16 protein-coding genes are annotated in these 16,674 nt (G+C 47.8%); 15 read left to right on the top strand and 1 reads right to left on the bottom strand.

The annotated features are described in order from the left end of the window. The first annotated feature begins 5 nt into the window (after window positions 1-5). From epsB to epsO, 14 genes are all read left to right on the top strand, one after another. On the top strand, window positions 6-689 hold the full coding sequence (gene epsB, locus BSU_34360) for a protein tyrosine kinase involved in biofilm matrix formation (protein ID NP_391316.1): 684 nt from the start codon (window positions 6-8) through the stop codon (window positions 687-689). A gap of 258 nt (window positions 690-947) precedes the next feature. Then, window positions 948-2,744 (top strand): putative UDP-sugar epimerase involved in biofilm matrix formation, encoded by a 1,797-nt coding sequence (gene epsC, locus BSU_34350; RefSeq protein NP_391315.1) that lies wholly within the window; start codon window positions 948-950, stop codon window positions 2,742-2,744. A gap of 11 nt (window positions 2,745-2,755) precedes the next feature. Beyond that, entirely contained in the window at window positions 2,756-3,901 is a 1,146-nt protein-coding gene (gene epsD / locus BSU_34340) for a putative extracellular matrix glycosyltransferase (protein NP_391314.1), read from the top strand. Continuing rightward, on the top strand, window positions 3,898-4,734 hold the full coding sequence (gene epsE / locus BSU_34330) for a bifunctional flagellar clutch and glycosyltransferase acting during biofilm formation (protein NP_391313.2): 837 nt from the start codon (window positions 3,898-3,900) through the stop codon (window positions 4,732-4,734). The genes epsD and epsE overlap by 4 nt, the downstream gene beginning before the upstream one ends. Continuing rightward, window positions 4,727-5,881, top strand: coding sequence for a putative glycosyltransferase involved in matrix formation (chain-length determination) (gene epsF / locus BSU_34320; RefSeq protein NP_391312.1), 1,155 nt, complete (start codon window positions 4,727-4,729; stop codon window positions 5,879-5,881). The genes epsE and epsF overlap by 8 nt, the downstream gene beginning before the upstream one ends. Continuing rightward, window positions 5,878-6,981 (top strand): biofilm extracellular matrix formation chain-length determining factor, encoded by a 1,104-nt coding sequence (epsG, locus tag BSU_34310; protein NP_391311.1) that lies wholly within the window; start codon window positions 5,878-5,880, stop codon window positions 6,979-6,981. The genes epsF and epsG overlap by 4 nt, the downstream gene beginning before the upstream one ends. Before the next feature lie 24 nt (window positions 6,982-7,005). Continuing rightward, window positions 7,006-8,040, top strand: a complete 1,035-nt coding sequence (gene epsH, locus BSU_34300; protein NP_391310.1) for a putative glycosyltransferase involved in biofilm formation — start codon at window positions 7,006-7,008, stop codon at window positions 8,038-8,040. Between the two features lie 4 nt (window positions 8,041-8,044). Beyond that, window positions 8,045-9,121 (top strand): putative polysaccharide pyruvyl transferase involved in biofilm matrix formation, encoded by a 1,077-nt coding sequence (gene epsI, locus BSU_34290; protein NP_391309.1) that lies wholly within the window; start codon window positions 8,045-8,047, stop codon window positions 9,119-9,121. Further along, on the top strand, window positions 9,118-10,152 hold the full coding sequence (epsJ, locus tag BSU_34280) for a putative glycosyl transferase involved in biofilm matrix formation (RefSeq protein NP_391308.1): 1,035 nt from the start codon (window positions 9,118-9,120) through the stop codon (window positions 10,150-10,152). The genes epsI and epsJ overlap by 4 nt, the downstream gene beginning before the upstream one ends. After that, complete coding sequence (gene epsK, locus BSU_34265; RefSeq protein ID YP_003097789.1) at window positions 10,149-11,666, top strand: putative extracellular matrix component exporter; putative cyclic di-GMP receptor; 1,518 nt, start codon at window positions 10,149-10,151, stop codon at window positions 11,664-11,666. Before epsJ ends, epsK begins: the two co-directional genes overlap by 4 nt. Continuing rightward, window positions 11,663-12,271 carry a putative phosphotransferase involved in extracellular matrix synthesis gene (gene epsL, locus BSU_34250; protein NP_391305.1) on the top strand — a complete coding sequence of 203 codons (609 nt, stop codon included), beginning with the start codon at window positions 11,663-11,665 and terminating at the stop codon, window positions 12,269-12,271. Before epsK ends, epsL begins: the two co-directional genes overlap by 4 nt. After that, the gene (epsM, locus tag BSU_34240; RefSeq protein NP_391304.1) at window positions 12,268-12,918 is read left to right on the top strand and encodes a putative O-acetyltransferase involved in biofilm matrix formation; all 651 of its coding nucleotides are present in this window, start codon (window positions 12,268-12,270) and stop codon (window positions 12,916-12,918) included. Before epsL ends, epsM begins: the two co-directional genes overlap by 4 nt. A gap of 4 nt (window positions 12,919-12,922) precedes the next feature. Then, complete coding sequence (gene epsN / locus BSU_34230; protein ID NP_391303.2) at window positions 12,923-14,089, top strand: putative aminotransferase involved in biofilm matrix formation; 1,167 nt, start codon at window positions 12,923-12,925, stop codon at window positions 14,087-14,089. Continuing rightward, on the top strand, window positions 14,068-15,036 hold the full coding sequence (gene epsO / locus BSU_34220; protein NP_391302.1) for a pyruvyl transferase for matrix biofilm formation: 969 nt from the start codon (window positions 14,068-14,070) through the stop codon (window positions 15,034-15,036). The genes epsN and epsO overlap by 22 nt, the downstream gene beginning before the upstream one ends. A gap of 9 nt (window positions 15,037-15,045) precedes the next feature. On the opposite strand, the gene yvfG is transcribed toward epsO, so the two are convergent. After that, window positions 15,046-15,264 carry a hypothetical protein gene (yvfG, locus tag BSU_34210; protein NP_391301.1) on the bottom strand — a complete coding sequence of 73 codons (219 nt, stop codon included), beginning with the start codon at window positions 15,262-15,264 and terminating at the stop codon, window positions 15,046-15,048. A gap of 78 nt (window positions 15,265-15,342) precedes the next feature. On the opposite strand from yvfG, the gene sigL reads away from it, so the two are divergent. After that, the gene (sigL, locus tag BSU_34200) at window positions 15,343-16,653 is read left to right on the top strand and encodes an RNA polymerase sigma-54 factor (sigma-L) (protein ID NP_391300.1); all 1,311 of its coding nucleotides are present in this window, start codon (window positions 15,343-15,345) and stop codon (window positions 16,651-16,653) included. Window positions 16,654-16,674 lie beyond the last annotated feature (21 nt).

The following is a 16,674-nucleotide window of genomic DNA, read 5'->3' as shown; positions in this document are numbered from 1 at the left end:
AGCGAGTGATCTTTAGAAAAAAGAAAGCAAGGCGAGGTTTGGCTCAAATATCTGTTTTACACAATAAATCAGTTGTTGCGGAACAATATCGCACCATTCGGACAAACATTGAGTTCTCATCTGTCCAGACCAACTTGCGATCTATCCTCGTCACCTCCTCTGTGCCTGGTGAAGGTAAATCGTTCAGTGCAGCGAATCTTGCGGCTGTCTTTGCGCAGCAGCAGGAAAAGAAAGTACTGCTGGTGGATGCCGATTTAAGAAAGCCGACCATCAATCAGACGTTTCAGGTTGATAATGTAACCGGGCTGACAAATGTGCTGGTCGGCAATGCTTCACTCAGTGAGACGGTGCAAAAGACGCCGATCGATAACTTATATGTACTGACAAGCGGGCCGACCCCGCCAAACCCGGCAGAACTGTTGTCTTCAAAAGCAATGGGAGATTTAATATCTGAGATCTATGAACAATTCAGCCTCGTCATCTTTGATTCCCCTCCTCTTTTGGCTGTTGCAGATGCTCAGATTCTAGCAAATCAGACAGACGGCAGCGTGCTCGTCGTTTTAAGCGGAAAAACAAAAACCGATACCGTTCTGAAAGCAAAAGATGCACTGGAACAATCCAATGCGAAGCTGTTAGGCGCTCTTTTAAACAAAAAGAAAATGAAAAAATCGGAACACTATTCCTACTAGTTTTTGTAAAGGTGATGTCTCCTGACCTGTATCAATGGAGGCACTCGGCTCTGCTGTGGGCAGCTGAAGTTGCTGCCTTAGATGCTGGTCGTCGCTGGCGGGGCGTGAGGATGGGTTAAATGCCCACTTATCTCATATATACATAGGACGTATTGTCGGTTTAGCTGCTGCCGATTTTTTGGAGAGACGAAAACCGCCGCAGCTAAACCGATAAAAGAATTAGGGGGGAAAAGGTTGAGTTACCGGAGAAGACTGTCAATGATTATTGCGCTGGATACTTACCTCGTTTTAAATTCAGTTATTGCAGGATATCAATTTTTAAAAGATTCCTATCAATTTTATGACTCCGGAGCATTACTGCTTACCGCTGTCAGCTTGCTCCTCAGCTATCATGTGTGTGCTTTCCTGTTCAATCAGTATAAACAGGTGTGGACATACACCGGGCTTGGCGAGCTGATTGTCCTGCTTAAGGGCATTACGCTTTCAGCCGCTGTGACCGGCGTCATTCAGTATGCTGTGTATCACACGATGTTCTTCCGTCTGTTAACCGCGTGCTGGGTGCTTCAGCTTTTGTCTATTGGAGGGACCCGTATTTTATCCAGAGTATTAAACGAAAGCATCAGGAAAAAACGCTGCGCCTCGTCCCGCGCGCTGATTATCGGGGCGGGCTCAGGTGGGACTCTGATGGTCAGGCAGCTGCTTTCGAAAGATGAACCTGATATCATACCTGTCGCTTTTATTGATGACGACCAAACGAAGCATAAATTAGAAATTATGGGGCTGCCCGTAATCGGCGGAAAAGAAAGTATCATGCCTGCGGTGCAAAAGCTCAAAATTAATTATATTATTATTGCCATTCCTTCACTCCGCACCCATGAGCTTCAGGTGTTATATAAAGAATGTGTGCGAACCGGAGTAAGCATTAAAATTATGCCTCATTTTGATGAAATGCTGCTTGGCACACGAACTGCCGGACAAATCAGAGATGTAAAAGCTGAGGACTTGCTCGGCAGAAAGCCGGTAACCCTCGACACTAGCGAAATTTCGAACCGCATCAAAGGAAAAACAGTTCTCGTCACGGGAGCGGGCGGATCAATCGGCTCGGAAATCTGCCGTCAGATCAGCGCGTTTCAGCCTAAGGAAATCATTCTGCTCGGCCATGGGGAAAACAGCATTCATTCGATTTATACAGAGCTGAACGGACGATTCGGCAAACACATTGTGTTCCATACGGAAATCGCTGATGTGCAGGACCGCGATAAAATGTTTACCTTGATGAAAAAATACGAGCCGCATGTTGTCTATCATGCAGCTGCCCATAAGCATGTGCCTTTAATGGAACACAATCCAGAAGAGGCGGTCAAAAACAATATTATCGGAACAAAAAATGTCGCGGAAGCAGCCGATATGTCGGGAACTGAGACATTCGTGCTGATTTCATCGGACAAAGCGGTGAACCCAGCCAACGTAATGGGGGCGACAAAACGATTCGCAGAGATGATTATTATGAATCTTGGGAAAGTCAGCAGAACCAAATTTGTTGCTGTTCGCTTCGGCAATGTACTCGGGAGCCGCGGCAGCGTCATTCCAATTTTCAAAAAACAGATTGAAAAAGGCGGCCCGGTGACAGTAACACATCCGGCAATGACCCGCTATTTCATGACGATTCCCGAGGCATCAAGGCTTGTGATTCAGGCTGGGGCACTGGCGAAAGGGCGTCAAATTTTCGTTCTCGATATGGGAGAGCCCGTAAAGATTGTGGATCTTGCCAAAAACCTCATTCATTTGTCCGGCTACACGACTGAGCAGGTTCCAATCGAATTCACAGGCATTCGTCCGGGCGAAAAAATGTATGAAGAATTGCTGAACAAAAATGAAGTCCATGCTGAACAAATCTTTCCAAAAATTCACATCGGTAAAGCGGTGGACGGCGATTGGCCGGTGCTGATGCGCTTTATCGAGGATTTTCATGAGCTGCCGGAAGCCGACCTGAGAGCGAGGCTGTTTGCGGCAATCAATACATCAGAAGAAATGACGGCTGCCAGCGTTCATTAGGGGGAGTGAAAATGACGAAAAAGATATTGTTTTGCGCGACTGTTGATTATCATTTTAAGGCCTTTCACCTCCCTTATTTTAAATGGTTCAAGCAAATGGGCTGGGAGGTTCATGTCGCCGCGAACGGACAAACCAAGCTGCCGTATGTGGATGAGAAATTCTCCATCCCGATTCGCAGGTCACCTTTTGACCCTCAGAACCTGGCCGTTTATAGGCAGCTGAAGAAAGTGATTGACACTTATGAATACGACATTGTCCATTGCCATACACCGGTCGGCGGCGTTCTCGCCAGACTGGCGGCGAGGCAGGCACGGCGGCACGGAACAAAGGTGCTGTACACAGCGCACGGATTTCACTTCTGCAAAGGGGCACCGATGAAAAATTGGCTTCTTTACTATCCGGTTGAGAAATGGCTTTCAGCATATACAGACTGCCTGATTACGATTAATGAAGAGGATTACATACGGGCGAAAGGACTTCAAAGGCCGGGCGGAAGGACGCAGAAAATTCACGGCATTGGCGTCAATACCGAGCGTTTCCGGCCTGTCAGTCCGATAGAGCAGCAAAGACTCAGAGAAAAGCACGGGTTCCGTGAAGATGATTTTATATTGGTTTATCCGGCTGAGCTCAATCTGAACAAAAACCAGAAGCAGTTAATTGAAGCCGCAGCCTTGCTAAAAGAAAAAATTCCCTCACTCCGCCTTGTGTTTGCCGGGGAAGGGGCAATGGAACATACGTATCAAACGTTAGCTGAAAAGCTTGGTGCCTCCGCCCATGTCTGTTTTTACGGCTTTTGCAGCGACATACATGAGTTGATTCAGCTTGCGGATGTATCTGTCGCATCCAGCATTAGAGAAGGCCTCGGTATGAATGTGCTTGAGGGAATGGCGGCAGAACAACCGGCGATCGCCACAGATAATCGCGGGCATCGGGAAATCATCCGCGACGGAGAAAACGGTTTTCTGATCAAAATCGGTGACAGTGCTGCTTTTGCCCGCCGGATTGAACAGCTTTACCATAAGCCGGAGCTCTGCCGAAAGCTGGGACAGGAAGGCCGAAAAACAGCCTTGCGCTTCTCGGAGGCGCGAACGGTGGAAGAAATGGCAGATATTTATTCCGCGTACATGGATATGGATACAAAGGAGAAAAGCGTATGAACTCAGGACCGAAAGTTTCTGTCATTATGGGCATTTATAATTGCGAACGCACTTTGGCAGAAAGCATAGAATCCATACTCAGCCAATCCTATAAAAATTGGGAGCTGATTTTGTGCGATGATGCGTCAACAGACGGCACGCTCCGTATCGCGAAGCAGTATGCCGCTCATTACAGCGACCGCATCAAACTGATTCAAAACAAAACAAATAAGCGGCTTGCCGCATCATTAAATCATTGTCTTTCGCATGCGACAGGCGATTATATCGCACGTCAGGACGGAGATGACCTTTCGTTTCCGCGCCGTCTGGAAAAGCAGGTCGCGTTTTTAGAAAAGCACCGACACTATCAGGTGGTTGGCACCGGCATGCTTGTGTTTGATGAATTTGGCGTAAGAGGCGCCCGCATTCTGCCTTCTGTTCCGGAGCCGGGCATCATGGCAAAAGGGACTCCATTTTGCCACGGCACGATTATGATGAGAGCGAGTGCCTACCGCACGCTGAAAGGCTACCGGTCGGTGCGGCGGACGAGACGAATGGAAGATATTGATTTGTGGCTTCGCTTTTTTGAAGAGGGCTTCAGGGGCTATAATCTTCAGGAAGCCTTGTATAAAGTGAGGGAAGACAGCGATGCATTCAAACGGCGGTCATTTACGTATTCAATCGACAATGCCATTCTTGTCTATCAGGCGTGCAGACGCTTGAAGCTTCCTTTATCTGATTACATATATATCGCAAAACCGTTAATTCGCGCCTTTATGCCTGCAGCTGTGATGAATCGCTACCATAAAAAAAGAGTGATGAACCAAAAGGAAGGGCTTGTCAAGCATGAATAGCAGCCAAAAGCGCGTGCTCCATGTTCTCAGCGGCATGAACAGGGGCGGCGCGGAAACCATGGTAATGAATTTATATCGGAAGATGGACAAAAGCAAAGTGCAATTTGATTTTTTAACGTATCGAAATGATCCGTGCGCTTATGATGAAGAGATTTTATCTTTAGGCGGGCGGCTTTTTTATGTCCCGAGCATTGGGCAAAGCAATCCCCTTACATTTGTGAGGAATGTGAGAAACGCGATAAAAGAAAATGGGCCGTTCAGCGCCGTTCATGCGCACACGGATTTCCAAACGGGTTTTATCGCCCTTGCGGCAAGGCTCGCCGGAGTGCCGGTCAGGGTATGCCACTCCCACAATACGTCTTGGAAGACCGGCTTCAACTGGAAGGATCGATTGCAGCTGCTCGTGTTCAGGCGGCTCATTTTGGCAAATGCGACAGCGCTGTGTGCCTGCGGAGAGGATGCGGGCAGGTTTTTATTTGGACAGTCCAATATGGAGCGGGAGCGTGTTCACCTTCTTCCTAACGGGATTGACCTTGAGTTGTTCGCCCCAAATGGGCAGGCGGCTGATGAAGAAAAAGCAGCACGCGGCATTGCAGCCGACCGGCTCATCATTGGCCATGTGGCCCGGTTTCATGAAGTGAAAAACCACGCGTTCCTGTTGAAGCTTGCCGCACATCTCAAGGAAAGAGGCATTCGCTTTCAGCTCGTTCTGGCGGGAGACGGGCCGTTGTGCGGGGAGATAGAGGAGGAGGCGCGGCAGCAGAATTTGCTATCAGACGTCCTCTTTTTAGGCACGGAAGAACGGATCCATGAACTGATGCGAACATTCGATGTATTTGTCATGCCGTCTCTGTACGAAGGCTTGCCGGTTGTGCTTGTGGAAGCGCAGGCGTCGGGGCTTCCATGCATCATTTCAGACAGCATTACAGAAAAAGTCGACGCCGGTCTCGGGCTTGTCACAAGATTAAGTCTTTCTGAGCCGATCAGCGTCTGGGCTGAAACCATTGCAAGGGCGGCCGCCGCAGGCAGGCCGAAGCGTGAGTTCATCAAAGAAACACTCGCTCAACTTGGCTACGATGCACAGCAAAATGTAGGAGCGCTGCTGAATGTATACAACATCAGCACGGAAAAGGACCATAACCGATGATTGTATATGCCGTCAATATGGGGATTGTATTTATTTGGTCTTGGTTCGCTAAAATGTGCGGCGGCCGTGATGATTCGCTTGCCACGGGGTATCGGCCGAATAAGCTTTTGATCTGGATTCCGCTCGCTTCACTTGTGCTCGTGTCAGGTCTCCGCTATCGAGTCGGCACGGATTTTCAGACGTACACGCTGTTGTACGAATTGGCGGGCGATTATCAAAATGTGTGGCAGATATTCGGTTTCGGCACAGCGAAAACAGCGACAGATCCGGGGTTTACCGCACTCCTTTGGCTGATGAATTTCATCACGGAAGATCCTCAAATCATGTATTTTACGGTGGCGGTCGTGACCTACAGCTTTATTATGAAGACACTCGCCGACTATGGCAGGCCGTTTGAGCTGAGTGTCTTTTTATTTTTGGGAACCTTTCATTATTACGCATCTTTTAACGGCATCAGGCAATACATGGTGGCAGCTGTTTTGTTTTGGGCGATCCGTTATATCATTAGCGGGAACTGGAAGCGATATTTCCTGATTGTGCTGGTCAGCTCGCTCTTTCATTCGTCGGCGCTGATTATGATTCCAGTGTACTTTATTGTCAGAAGAAAAGCCTGGTCACCGGCGATATTCGGCCTATCCGCTTTATTTCTCGGCATGACATTTTTATATCAAAAATTTATTTCTGTGTTTGTCGTTGTACTTGAAAACAGCTCATACAGCCATTATGAAAAATGGCTCATGACGAACACAAATGGAATGAATGTGATCAAAATCGCTGTTTTGGTTCTGCCGCTGTTCCTTGCATTTTGCTATAAAGAACGACTGCGGAGTCTGTGGCCGCAAATTGATATTGTCGTCAATTTGTGCCTGCTAGGTTTTTTGTTCGGCCTTTTGGCCACAAAGGACGTGATTTTTGCCAGATTCAATATTTATTTCGGTCTGTATCAAATGATCCTAGTCCCTTATTTCGTCAGGATATTTGATGAAAAATCGAACGCTCTTATCTATATCGCTATCGTTGTTTGTTATTTTCTTTACAGTTATTTGCTTATGCCGGTCGATTCATCGGTTCTGCCTTACAGAACGATTTTTTCCCGGTAATTTATGCACGAGGAGCCGGTCATTATGGAAACACCTGCGGTTAGTCTGTTAGTCGCTGTTTATAACACAGAAACATATATCAGAACGTGTCTCGAATCACTGCGGAACCAGACAATGGACAATATTGAAATCATCATTGTCAATGACGGTTCAGCTGACGCCAGCCCGGATATCGCAGAAGAATACGCCAAAATGGACAACAGGTTCAAGGTGATTCATCAGGAAAACCAGGGACTCGGTGCGGTTCGGAATAAAGGCATTGAAGCTGCACGCGGCGAATTTATCGCGTTTATCGATTCAGACGATTGGATTGAGCCTGATTATTGCGAGCAGATGCTCCGGACAGCAGGCGATGAAACTGATCTGGTCATTTGCAATTACGCCGCAGAGTTTGAGGACACTGGCAAAACCATGGACTCTGACATTGCCCAAACCTATCAGGATCAGCCGAAGGAGCACTATATCAAGGCGTTATTCGAAGGGAAGGTCAGAGGGTTTTCATGGAACAAACTGTACAGAAGAAGCATGATTGAAGCCCATCGGCTGTCGTTTCCGCTCCGAGGCGAGCTGGAGCATGTCGAGGATCAGTTTTTCAGCTTCAGGGCTCATTTTTTCGCCCGCTCAGTATCCTACGTAAAAACGCCGCTCTATCATTATCGAATTCACCTTTCCTCCATTGTGCAGCGCTATCAGAAAAAATTGTTTGAATCAGGACTTGCGCTGTATGAGACGAATGCGGCGTTTTTACAGGAGAACAACAAACTGGAGGAGTATCGCAAGGAGCTTGATACCTTTATCGTTCTTCACAGCAGCATCTGTATGCTGAATGAATGGAAAACGAGCGGCAGCCGCCGGCTGTTTGAAAAGCTTAGAAATGTTGGCGTGATATGCGCGGACCCGGTGTTTCAAGAAAGTCTTTCAAAAACGGGTACTGCTCCTTTTGACGCAAAACGGTCATGCCTGCTTCTGATGGCGAAATACAGAATGATTCCGTTCGTCGCTATGGCATCGGCTGTGTATCAGCGGGTGATCGAGTACAAAATGAGAAACAGAGGGTGAGGACATGTCGTTACAATCGTTGAAAATCAATTTTGCAGAATGGCTGCTGCTAAAGGTCAAATACCCGTCCCAATATTGGCTGGGAGCGGCAGATCAACCGGTAAAGGCCGCAGCACATCAGAAAAAAATCATACTGACCCTGCTGCCGTCCCATGACAATTTGGGAGATCACGCAATTGCTTATGCCAGCAAGGCATTTCTTGAGCAAGAATACCCGGACTTTGACATCGTCGAGGTCGATATGAAGGACATTTACAAATCAGCAAAAAGCCTGATCCGCTCGCGCCATCCGGAGGATATGGTCTTTATCATCGGCGGCGGAAACATGGGGGATTTATACCGTTATGAGGAGTGGACGCGCCGCTTCATCATTAAAACATTCCATGACTATCGGGTTGTCCAGCTTCCGGCAACGGCTCATTTTTCTGACACGAAAAAAGGGCGCAAAGAGCTGAAACGGGCACAGAAAATTTATAATGCGCACCCCGGCCTATTGCTGATGGCGCGGGATGAAACAACGTATCAATTTATGAAACAGCATTTTCAAGAAAAAACAATTTTGAAGCAGCCGGACATGGTGCTGTATTTAGACAGAAGCAAGGCTCCCGCAGAACGCGAAGGGGTTTATATGTGTTTGCGCGAGGATCAGGAAAGCGTGCTTCAGGAGGAGCAGAGGAACCGGGTCAAGGCTGCGCTATGTGAGGAATTCGGCGAGATCAAATCCTTTACGACAACGATCGGCCGCCGGGTCAGCCGCGATACACGCGAACATGAACTTGAAGCACTGTGGTCTAAGCTGCAAAGCGCAGAAGCCGTCGTCACTGACAGGCTTCATGGCATGATTTTTTGCGCGCTGACAGGAACGCCGTGTGTTGTCATTCGCTCCTTTGACCATAAGGTGATGGAGGGCTATCAATGGCTTAAAGACATCCCGTTCATGAAGCTGATAGAACATCCGGAGCCAGAGCGCGTAACAGCCGCAGTCAATGAGCTTTTAACAAAAGAAACATCCCGTGCAGGCTTTCCGAGAGATGTGTATTTTAAAGGTCTGCGTGACAAAATCAGCGGTGAAGCGCAATGATCCCGCTCGTCAGCATTATTGTCCCGATGTATAATGTTGAACCATTTATAGAAGAGTGCATTGATTCTTTGCTTCGTCAAACGCTTTCTGATATTGAAATCATCCTCGTGAATGACGGAACACCGGATCGTTCAGGCGAAATTGCAGAGGACTATGCAAAACGGGATGCGAGAATCCGGGTCATTCATCAGGCAAACGGCGGGCTTAGTTCAGCGCGAAATACGGGAATAAAGGCCGCGCGGGGCACTTACATCGGCTTTGTAGACGGAGACGATTATGTATCATCCGCCATGTTCCAGAGGCTGACTGAAGAAGCGGAGCAAAATCAGCTTGACATCGTCGGATGCGGTTTTTACAAGCAGTCATCGGACAGGCGGACATATGTGCCGCCGCAGCTTGAGGCAAACCGCGTGCTGACGAAACCAGAAATGACTGAACAGCTTAAACATGCTCACGAAACGAGATTTATCTGGTATGTATGGCGTTATCTTTACCGTCGTGAGCTTTTTGAAAGGGCGAATCTGCTGTTTGATGAAGACATCCGTTTTGCTGAAGACTCTCCCTTTAATTTGTCCGCTTTTCGCGAAGCGGAGCGGGTGAAAATGCTTGATGAAGGATTGTACATTTATCGTGAAAACCCGAACAGCCTGACAGAAATCCCTTATAAGCCGGCGATGGATGAACATCTTCAAAAACAATATCAGGCTAAAATCGCATTCTACAATCACTACGGCTTAGCAGGCGCATGTAAAGAAGATTTGAATGTGTACATTTGCAGGCACCAGCTTCCGATGCTTTTGGCAAATGCCTGTGCTTCTCCGAATTCGCCGAAAGACATCAAAAAGAAGATCAGACAGATTTTATCCTATGACATGGTGCGGCAGGCTGTCAGACATACACCGTTTCAGCATGAGAAATTATTAAGAGGAGAGCGTTTGGTATTAGCACTGTGTAAATGGCGGCTCACTTTTCTCATCAAGCTGTTTTTCGAGCAGCGGGGGACAATGAAAGGCAGTGCGAAGCAGGCATGAAATTCACGATAAATTTCAGCGCGAATCTCACGGCTTTTCTCTTGTCTGTTTTCCTATCGGTTTGGATGACGCCTTTTATTGTCAAAACGCTCGGTGTCGAAGCGTTTGGCTTTGTTCACTTGACACAAAATGTGATTAATTACTTTTCGGTTATTACCGTGGCGCTCAGCTCGGTTGTCGTTCGGTTCTTTTCTGTTGCTGCCCACAGGGGAGAGCGGGAGAAAGCAAATGCGTATATCAGCAATTATTTAGCCGCCTCTGTTTTGATTTCCTTGCTGCTCTTGCTGCCGCTTGCGGGTTCGGCTTTTTTTATTGACCGCGTCATGAATGTGCCGCAAGCGCTTTTGGCAGATGTGCGTTTGTCGATTTTAATCGGCAGTGTGCTGTTTATTTTAACGTTTCTGATGGCGGGCTTCGGCGCTGCACCATTTTATGCCAACCGCCTTTATATCACCAGTTCCATTCAGGCGGTGCAAATGCTTATACGGGTGCTGTCTGTGCTGCTCCTGTTTGCATGCTTTGCGCCGAAAATCTGGCAGATCCAGCTTGCAGCTTTAGCTGGTGCTGTTATTGCGTCTGTGCTGTCTTTCTATTTCTTCAAAAAGCTGATTCCGTGGTTTTCGTTTCGTATGAAGGATCTTTCATTCCGTACAAGCAAGGAGCTGTTTCAAGCGGGCGCATGGAGCTCCGTCAATCAAATCGGCGTCCTGCTTTTTTTGCAGATTGATCTGTTAACCGCCAATTTGATGCTGGGGGCGTCTGCATCCGGGAAATACGCGGCGATTATCCAGTTTCCGCTGCTTTTGCGCAGCTTGGCCGGAACGGTCGCATCCCTGTTTGCGCCCATCATGACTTCATATTATTCAAAAGGCGATATGGAAGGATTGATGAATTACGCCAATAAGGCAGTAAGGCTCAATGGTCTTTTGCTTGCACTTCCTGCTGCCTTATTGGGCGGATTGGCGGGACCTTTTCTGACAATCTGGCTCGGACCGTCCTTTTCAACGATAGCACCGCTTTTATTTATTCATGCCGGATACTTGGTTGTCAGCCTCGCCTTTATGCCGCTGTTTTATATATGGACCGCTTTTAATCAACAAAAAACACCGGCGATTGTTACCCTGCTGTTAGGTGCGGTGAATGTGGTGCTGGCGGTCACGCTGAGCGGGCCGGCTCATCTCGGTCTGTACGGCATAACATTGGCAGGGGCCATTTCTCTTATTTTAAAAAATGCCATCTTTACGCCGCTTTACGTATCCCGCATTACAGGCTACAAAAAGCACGTGTTCCTTAAAGGCATAATCGGGCCTCTTTCAGCCGCTGTATTTGCCTGGACGGTCTGTAAGGCAATTCAGTTCATTGTGAAGATTGACAGCTGGCCGTCATTGATAGCGACGGGAGTGACAGTCAGCTTTTGCTACGCTGTTTTCGCTTTTATGCTCGTTTGTACAAAAGAGGAAAGACAGCTGGTATTAAAACGGTTTCGAAAAACGAAAGGAGCTGTGAATCTTTGATCCTGAAACGACTTTTTGATCTGACGGCCGCCATTTTTTTGTTGTGCTGTACAAGTGTGATCATTCTGTTCACCATCGCCGTTGTCAGGCTGAAAATAGGATCACCTGTCTTCTTTAAGCAAGTAAGGCCGGGCCTGCACGGCAAACCGTTCACCCTATATAAGTTCCGGACAATGACGGATGAACGGGACAGTAAAGGAAATCTGCTGCCTGATGAAGTCCGGCTGACGAAAACGGGCAGGCTGATCAGAAAGCTGAGCATTGATGAGCTTCCGCAGCTCCTGAATGTCCTGAAGGGCGATCTGAGCCTTGTCGGGCCGCGGCCGCTTTTGATGGACTATCTGCCTCTTTATACAGAAAAACAGGCACGGCGCCATGAGGTGAAGCCGGGTATCACAGGCTGGGCGCAAATCAATGGCAGAAACGCGATTTCCTGGGAAAAGAAATTTGAATTAGATGTTTGGTACGTTGACAACTGGTCATTTTTTCTCGATTTGAAAATTTTATGTTTGACGGTGCGAAAGGTCCTTGTTTCAGAAGGGATTCAGCAAACCAATCATGTGACCGCGGAACGGTTTACCGGAAGCGGAGATGTGTCCTCATGAAAAATGTGGCCATTGTGGGTGACGGCGGTCACGGAAAGGTGATCAGAGAGCTGATAAACGCCCGCTCAGATACGCGCTTAGCCGCGGTGCTGGATGATAAATTCAAAACGTTCGAAGGCGGAAAAGAATGGTACACAGGACCGCCGAAAGCCGTTACTGAACTGCGCAGGCTCATTCCTGATGTGCTGTTTCTGATTGCTGTTGGGAATAACAGTGTCAGAAAACAGCTGGCGGAGCGACTGGGACTGGGGAAAGATGATTTTATTACATTGATTCACCCGTCAGCCATCGTCAGCAAGTCGGCTGTCATTGGGGAAGGGACAGTGATTATGGCGGGCGCGATCATTCAGGCGGATGCGCGCATCGGCGCCCACTGCATCATCAATACGGGTGCAGTGGCAGAGCACGACAATCAAATCAGCGATTACGTTCATCTGTCCCCGCGTGCCACGCTGTCAGGAGCGGTTTCCGTTCAGGAAGGCGCTCACGTCGGAACCGGTGCATCCGTCATACCGCAGATCATAATCGGGGCTTGGAGCATTGTCGGAGCCGGCTCCGCGGTGATCCGTTCCATACCGGACAGGGTAACGGCGGCCGGTGCTCCGGCACGCATCATTTCTTCCATTCAAACATCAAACAAAGGATGATTCTATGCATAAAAAAATCTACTTATCTCCCCCTCATATGAGCGGCAGGGAGCAGCACTATATTTCAGAAGCCTTTCGCTCAAACTGGATTGCGCCGCTTGGGCCGCTCGTGAATTCATTTGAAGAACAGCTGGCAGAACGAGTCGGTGTAAAAGCAGCAGCTGCGGTCGGCTCAGGAACGGCGGCGATTCATCTCGCGCTGCGTTTGCTTGAGGTAAAAGAAGGTGACAGCGTGTTTTGCCAGTCCTTCACATTTGTAGCAACCGCCAATCCGATTCTATATGAAAAAGCGGTGCCCGTCTTTATTGATTCTGAGCCTGATACGTGGAATATGTCGCCGACAGCCCTTGAAAGAGCATTGGAGGAAGCGAAAAGAAACGGAACACTGCCAAAAGCGGTAATTGCCGTCAATCTATATGGGCAGAGCGCGAAAATGGATGAAATCGTAAGCCTGTGTGATGCATACGGAGTTCCTGTCATTGAGGACGCAGCCGAATCTCTCGGCACAGTCTATAAAGGGAAGCAAAGCGGAACATTCGGGCGCTTCGGCATTTTTTCATTTAACGGGAACAAAATCATCACCACATCAGGGGGAGGGATGCTCGTTTCAAATGATGAAGCCGCAATTGAAAAAGCAAGATTTCTCGCTTCGCAGGCACGAGAGCCGGCTGTTCATTATCAGCACAGTGAAATTGGACATAATTACAGGCTGAGCAATATCTTAGCCGGCGTCGGCATTGCCCAGCTTGAGGTGCTGGATGAGCGAGTGGAGAAAAGAAGGACCATTTTCACGAGATACAAAAATGCGCTCGGTCACTTAGACGGCGTCCGCTTTATGCCAGAGTACGCAGCAGGCGTATCCAATCGCTGGCTCACCACGCTCACACTTGATAACGGGCTCAGCCCATATGACATAGTTCAACGTCTTGCTGAAGAAAACATTGAAGCCCGTCCGCTGTGGAAGCCGCTCCATACCCAGCCGCTGTTCGATCCGGCTTTATTTTATTCTCATGAAGATACAGGAAGCGTATGCGAAGATTTGTTCAAGCGAGGAATCTGTCTCCCATCGGGGTCCAATATGACAGAAGATGAGCAAGGCCGGGTCATTGAAGTGCTACTGCACTTATTCCATACTGTCGAGGTGAAGAAATGGACAGCAAGCATTCGATGATCAGCCTGAAACAGAAACTGTCCGGGCTGCTCGACGTCATTCCGAAACAATCAGAGATTATATATGCTGACTATCCTCTATATGGGAATGTAGGGGATTTATTTATTATGAAAGGAACAGAAGCCTTCTTTAAAGAACACGGGATTCGGGTCAGAAAACGCTGGAATCCAGACAATTTCCCAATCGGGCGAAAGCTTGATCCGAATCTCATCATCGTCTGCCAGGGAGGCGGAAACTTCGGGGATCTGTATCCGTATTATCAAGGCTTTAGAGAGAAAATCGTCCAAACCTATCCGAACCACAAAATTGTGATCCTGCCGCAATCGATTTATTTTCAAAACAAAGACAACCTCAAGCGGACGGCAGAGATATTTTCTAAGCATGCGAACCTTCACATCATGACAAGGGAAAAAGCCTCCTATGCTACGGCACAGGCCTATTTTACAACAAATCACATTCAGCTTCTGCCTGATATGGCTCATCAGCTGTTTCCCGTCATTCCCACGCAGCAGCCGTCCAATCAAAAGCTGAGATTTATCCGAACAGATCATGAAGCAAACCAGGCGCTTCAGGAACACGCAGAAGCGGAAAGCTACGACTGGCGCACGGTGCTGTCAGCTTCAGACCGCCGGACGATTGCTTTTCTCCAAACGCTGAACGTCTTGAATAAAAAAGCAGGCAACCCTTTGCCCATTGCGTATATATGGGAAAAATACTCGGATTATATCGTCCAAAAAGCGATTCGGTTTTTCAGCCGTTACGAATCGGTGGAAACATCAAGGCTGCACGGCCACATCCTGTCTTCTCTTCTTCAAAAAGAAAACACGGTCATTGATAATTCCTACGGGAAAAACGCCAATTACTTTCATACCTGGATGGAAGGCGTGCCAAGCACCCGTCTCATCCAGCACGCCTCAAAGAAGGAAAACCTTCCTGCTCACATGTGAGCGGAAGGTTTATTTTGATTCTCCACGTTTGACTTTGTTGTATGCTTCATCTAAATGCTGAATCCGTTTCAGGACAACTGCGTTTTTCGTCAGCTGGTCCTGCACTAGTGTTGAGACGACGGAACGGTAGTAGCTGTTCATCGCGTGGATTTTATCCTCAGACTGATTCATTTCAATATGCTGTTTTAAATTCTCAATAAAATAAGGGACGGAAAAAAGTTCAGACATTTCTTTGGCAGCTCCTTTTTCATAAATGTATACGGTGTGATCTCAATCATGTACAATGAAGAAAGGGGAGTGAGCAAGATGGATATGAAACTTCAGCAAGTACAAGTATTAAAGCCTCAACTGACACAGGAGCTCAGGCAGGCCATCACGCTGCTTGGCTATCATTCGGCAGAACTCGCCGAGTACATTGATGAGCTCTCACTGGAAAACCCTCTTATTGAACGAAAGGAAACAGACACACCGCCACTATCTTACCATAAAACAAACAAAAACAGGATGAATGCACAGGAAGCGGGCCTTCAATTAAGTAATCCGCAAAAAACATTGCAGGATGCGTTAAAACAGCAGTCACTCGATATGAATCTGACAAACACTGAAAAAAAGATTTTTAATTATCTGATTCATTCGCTTGATTCAAACGGGTACTTGGAAGAAGATATAGAGGAGGCAGCACGGCGATTATCTGTATCGGCCAAGGAAGCGGAGGCTGTTTTGGCAAAACTCCAGTCGTTAGAACCGGCTGGAATCGGCGCGAGATCTTTGCAGGAATGCATCCTTCTTCAATTACAGCGGCTGCCGAACAGAAATGAACAAGCGGAAATGCTGGTTTCAGCTCATTTTGATGCTTTTGCGCAAAAAAAATGGAAAACGCTTTCAGTAGAGACGGGAATTCCGCTTCATACCATTCAAGATATCTCAGATGATATCGCGGCTCTTCATCCTAGACCTGGCCTTCTGTTTGCCCGGCCAGAGCAAGATGTGTATATTGAGCCTGACATTTTTATCACCGTAAAAAATGGGCACATCGCAGCGGAACTGAATACCCGCTCGTTTCCCGAGATCGATCTGCATCCGCAGTACAGAACGCTTTTATCATCCGGCTCCTGTCAGGATACTGTCTCCTATTTATCTGCGAAATATCAGGAGTGGCGCTGGCTGAGCCGCGCGCTGCGGCAGCGAAAACAGACAATCACGAGAATTATCAATGAACTGATCACACGCCAAAAGGATTTCTTTCTGAAAGGGCGAAGCGCAATGAAGCCGCTGACTCTCAGAGAGGTGGCAGACTGTCTAAGCCTTCATGAATCAACTGTGAGCCGGGCCATTAAAGGGAAAACAATACAAACGCCTTACGGGCTGTTTGAGATGAAACTCTTTTTCTCAGCAAAAGCCGAGGCTTCAGGTGATGGAGATGCGTCGAATTATGCAGTCAAAACGCATCTGGAAAACCTGATCAATCAAGAGGACAAAACAAAACCGCTTTCAGACCAAAAGCTTGTCGATTTGCTGTATGAACAACACGGCATCCAAATCTCGAGACGCACCGTGGCAAAATATCGCGATCAAATGAATATTCCGTCATCGGCAGCGAGAAAGCGATATAAATAAAATCCTCCCTAGACGGGAGGA

It is taken from the genome of Bacillus subtilis subsp. subtilis str. 168 (assembly GCF_000009045.1).
Classification (GTDB): Bacteria; Bacillota; Bacilli; order Bacillales; family Bacillaceae; genus Bacillus; species Bacillus subtilis.
Note: the sequence above shows the minus strand (reverse complement) of the source record. Positions and strands in the feature narration are given on the sequence as shown.